This is a genomic window from Acinetobacter sp. CIP 102637 (assembly GCF_000368425.1).
In the GTDB taxonomy this organism is placed as follows: Bacteria; Pseudomonadota; Gammaproteobacteria; order Pseudomonadales; family Moraxellaceae; genus Acinetobacter; species Acinetobacter parvus.
Genome location: NZ_KB849433.1, coordinates 1 through 4,492 on the forward strand (window position 1 = coordinate 1; position 4,492 = coordinate 4,492).

Annotated in this window: 2 protein-coding genes and 2 pseudogenes; 2 read left to right on the forward strand and 2 right to left on the reverse strand. The window is 39.6% G+C overall.

Annotation, left to right across the window (positions count from 1 at the left end; translation table 11 throughout):
- Nucleotides 1–233 precede the first annotated feature (233 nt).
- Both F967_RS13375 and tpgA read left to right on the forward strand, forming a co-directional pair.
- Nucleotides 234–1,760, forward strand: coding sequence for a YadA-like family protein (locus F967_RS13375; RefSeq protein WP_155756384.1), 1,527 nt, complete (start codon nt 234–236; stop codon nt 1,758–1,760).
- Nucleotides 1,761–1,832: 72 nt separating this feature from the next.
- On the forward strand, nt 1,833–2,648 hold the full coding sequence (gene tpgA / locus F967_RS00010; RefSeq protein WP_004797322.1) for a trimeric autotransporter adhesin/peptidogylcan-associated protein TpgA: 816 nt from the start codon (nt 1,833–1,835) through the stop codon (nt 2,646–2,648).
- A gap of 278 nt (nt 2,649–2,926) precedes the next feature.
- Here tpgA and F967_RS13380 read toward each other — a convergent pair.
- Nucleotides 2,927–3,695, reverse strand: a pseudogene (locus F967_RS13380) (transposase); the annotation flags it as partial.
- Nucleotides 3,696–3,766: 71 nt separating this feature from the next.
- Nucleotides 3,767–4,492, reverse strand: a pseudogene (locus F967_RS13385) (DDE-type integrase/transposase/recombinase); the annotation flags it as partial.

The window sequence follows — 4,492 nt, forward strand, 5'->3', positions numbered from 1 at the left end:
AACAGATCACGCCAGATGAAACAGTAACGTTTATCGCTGGTGACAACATTGCGGTTGAACAGGCAGGGAATAAGGTCACTGTAGCAACGAAGAAAGATGTGATATTTGACAGTGTGACATCGACAGATATATTAGGTAATACATCTATTCTGAGTGCAACAGGCATAGTTACACAAGACAAAGATGGGGAAAAATCTGCATCATTAAGTAATACGGGTTTATTTGTAGCTGAAATGAATGCAACTGGAAATACCTTGAGCAGCAGTAGTCTTGAAGCAGGTAAATTGACTGTAAAAGGCGCTAACACACTGGTGCTAGATTCAATGAAAGGTACATTGACTGGTTTGAGTAATAAGACACTTGGAAGTGGTGATTTTGCATCTCAAGGCCGCGCAGCGACTGAAGAGCAGCTGAACCGGGCGCAAAGTAATGTCGCATCTATTTTAGGCGGTAAAGCAGCCAATAATGGTGGCCTGCTCAGCATGTCGAATATTGGTGGTACAGGTGAAAGTACTATTGATGATGCAATCAAATCAGTCAATCAAGTGGCCAATAATGCCAATAAAGGCTGGAATGTCAGTACCAATGGCGGTACAGCAAACAATGTGAAGCCAAACGATACTGTCGATTTCAGTAATAAAGATGGCAATGTCATAGTTTCAAATCAGGGCAATAACATTATTGTCGATTTAAACAAAGATATTGATTTGGGTGCAACTGGCAGTGTAACGACCGGAGACACTAAAATTGATAATAATGGTTTAACCATTGCGGGTGGCCCAAGCGTAACTAAAAATGGTATCGATGCGGGCAAACAAAAAGTGACCAATGTTGCTGACGGAAAAATTACTGCGGGTTCTCAAGATGCTGTAAATGGTGGTCAAATTCACGACATGATGGGTGCTAGTGCTTATGATACCAATGGAAATCTCAGTAATATTGGTGGTACGGGTCAAAGCAATATTAACGATGCTATTGCAGCAGTAAACAAAACTGCCGTTCAATCTAAATCGACTGTGACTGAAGGCAGCAATATTAAAGTTGTGAGCAATCTAAACACAGATGGTAGTACTAACTATACGGTGTCAACAGCTGATGATATTACGCTGAACAGTGTTACAGCGAAGGATATTAATGCAGGCACTGTAACGACTGATAAGGTGGTTGCTGGCAATACCACTGTTGATACCAGTGGCTTGAGCATTAAAAATGGTCCATCTGTGACCGTTTCTGGTATTGATGCAGGCAGTAAAGCAGTGAGTAATGTCAGCAATGGCGTTCAAAACAGCGACGCTGTAAATATGGGGCAGTTATCTCAATATCTAGGCGGTGGTGCTGGCTATAACAACATCACACAAAGTTTTGATGCGCCAAATTATCAAGTCAATGGTGGTTCTTATAATAATGTCGGTGATGCATTAGGTGCGCTCAATCAGGCGGATCAGGCATTAGGTAACCGTATTACCAATTTGGGTGATCAGTTACAACAAGCATTCTACTCAACCAATCAACGTATTGATGATGTTGAGAAAAAAGCCAATGCAGGTATTGCTGCGGCAATGGCACTAGAAAATGCACCGTACATTCCAGGTAAATACACTTATGCGGCAGGTGCTGCCTATCATGGCGGTGAAAACGCAGTTGGTGTGACTTTACGTAAAACTGCGGATAACGGTCGCTGGTCATTGACTGGTGGTGTTGCTGCCGGTTCATCAGGTGATCCAAGTGTACGTGTTGGTATCAGTGGTGTAATTGATTAATGCATGGTGGGGAAAGAGCATGGTGGCTCTTTCCCACTTGTTTTTTAAATTTAATCAAGAATTGAGATGACAATGAAAACTTTATTAAAAACAATTGTAAGCTGTGTATTTTTAACTGGTGTGTTGAGTGGTCTAACACATGCAAAAGAGCAGATTAATTTACAGATGGCTGATGAGTCCGTTTCTTTTCCAGAAGTGAAAAAAAGTTACCTAGATCAAGTTCACCGTTATGAATATGATCAGGTACTGCGTCTGGAAAATGGCTTAACCAAAGACCAAATTCGTTATATTTTGGGCCATCCACATTTTAGCGAAGGCGTGTTTGGGGTTCGTGAATGGAACTATGTATTGGATATCCGTGTGCCTGAAACCCAGCAATACAAACGCTGCCAGTTACGTATCGATTTTGATAAAGACTACTTGGCCAAGGCATATTATTGGAAGGGTGAAGCCTGTCAGGGCTTGGCGCAATATGGTGCCAACAATCAACCTGTAGATAAAAATGCATTGGTTGTTGGAGGACTGAATGCCCAAGTTGCACAAGCTAGCGTACTATTCGCCTTTGACCGTTATGATGAGTCTGCGATTAACCGTGACTTTAGCCGCGTGGAAGAAATTGCAGAGGCCATTAAGCAGTCCGGCAGCCAGCGGGTTACTGTGACGGGTTATGCTGATAAATTGGGTAACTTTAACTATAACCAAGTTTTATCTGCACAGCGTGCGAATACCGTGGCTTATTTGCTAGCTCAACTGGGGATTGATCCGAATTACATTAAAGTCGATGCCAATGGAGCAACCCGAATTTATAAAGAGTGTGAAGGTCAAACCAAATCTGCTTCAACCGTGGAATGTCTAGCACCAAATCGCCGAGTAAATATTAATTGGTAATAAGAATTAATGGAGTATATTGTGCTGATAAAGTAACTGTATACTCTTTTTCCTTAAAATTAAGAGGTTTAGAAAATAAAAATGATTTTGACGAAGTCAGTTTAAGTCGATTAAGATACAAACTAATACTCTATTTCTTTAAAATGCAAATAAAACTGGTGAGGGTACAAAAAACTGCACACCAAGTTGACTCTCTCCAATTATGTTATTTTAGGAATTCTTAGAAAGAAAAGAGCCTGTAAATTAGAGGGTGTAAATAATTCTGTGTAAATACAGTTTTAAAAATACTTGGTTACACGCTCTTCAAACATGATACTAAAGCGATTCATGGCAGCTTTCCAATTCTGAATAGGCATCGTCCATTTTTTGCTTGCTGCCATAATTGCTAAATATACCACCTTTTTCACGGAATCATCAGTTGGGAAGATTTTTCTTTTCTTGGTTGCATGGCGGATAACGCTGTTCAATGATTCAATCGCATTGGTCGTGTAAATCGCTTTGCGAATATCCATAGAGTAAGCGAAAAACGTGTTTAGATTCGACCAGTTGGCAAGCCATGACTTGCTGATTTGAGGATACTTCTCGTCCCATTTTTGTCCAAATTCATCTAAAGCCTGTAAGGCTGCGTCTTCTGTAACAGCTTGATATAGTCAAATCATTATAAAACCAATACAAATCAGTCGATGAATTATTTCGAGTTTTTTTCGAATCCTGTATGGATAATAAAGTAGTTTGACTATATATCTTTTTTAAATCGGCTGTGACAGCTTTGTAGTCTTTCCAACTCACATATTTAAGATTGGTGCGTACCATGTGGATGATACACAATTGAATATGCGTATCAGGGTAAATTGTATTGATTGCATCAGGAAACCCTTTCAGTCCATCTACGCAGGCAATCAGAATATCCTTTAACCCACGATTTTTCAGTTCTGTAAGGACTGAGAGCCAAAATTTAGAACCTTCGTTTTCTGACATCCACATACCTAATAGGTCTTTGTGTCCATCTGTATTGACACCTAATGCCAGATACACCGCTTTGTTAATGTAATGTGGTTCCGTTAATTAGACCACTCAATTCAGTTTTATAAGTGATAAATCCGCTCTAAATATTTAAATCATGCTGCCATTACTTTTAGTAAATGTTGATCATAAAATTCATTTGGTGTTGCCTTATTCAAACTTGAATGAGGACGTATCGTGTTATAAAAATCCAAATATTCAGCAATTGATTGTTTCGCTTGTTTAACCGTATCGTAAGCCTTCAAATAGACTTCCTCATGCTTCACGCTGCGCCATAACCGCTCAATCATCACATTATCTCTCCACCGTCCTTTCCCATCCATACTGATACGGATATTTCGCAATTTTAACTCATTCAAAAATGCCTCGCTTGTGAATTGACTGCCTTGGTCTGTATAGTCAAACTACTTTATTATCCGTACAGGATTCTAAAAAAAACTCGAAATAATTCATCGACTGATTTGTATTGGTTTATAATGATTTGACTATATTGAACACCTCAGGACAACCATATTTCACAATTGCTTCTTGCAACGCATCTATGCAAAAGTCTGTTTCCATACTGATCGATATACGATGAGCCAGTACTTTACGACTATGCCAATCTATAACTGCACACAGATAGACAAAGCCTTTAGCCATAGGAATGTATGTGATATCTGTACACCAGACTTGATTAGAGTGATCGATGACCATGTTTTTCAACAGATATGGGAAAATAGGGTGTGCAAGATTAGGCTTACTGGTATTGGGTTTTGGATACAAGGCATGTATTCCCATCAAGCGCATTAAACGTCGGACTTTACGCCGACCTATTTGAT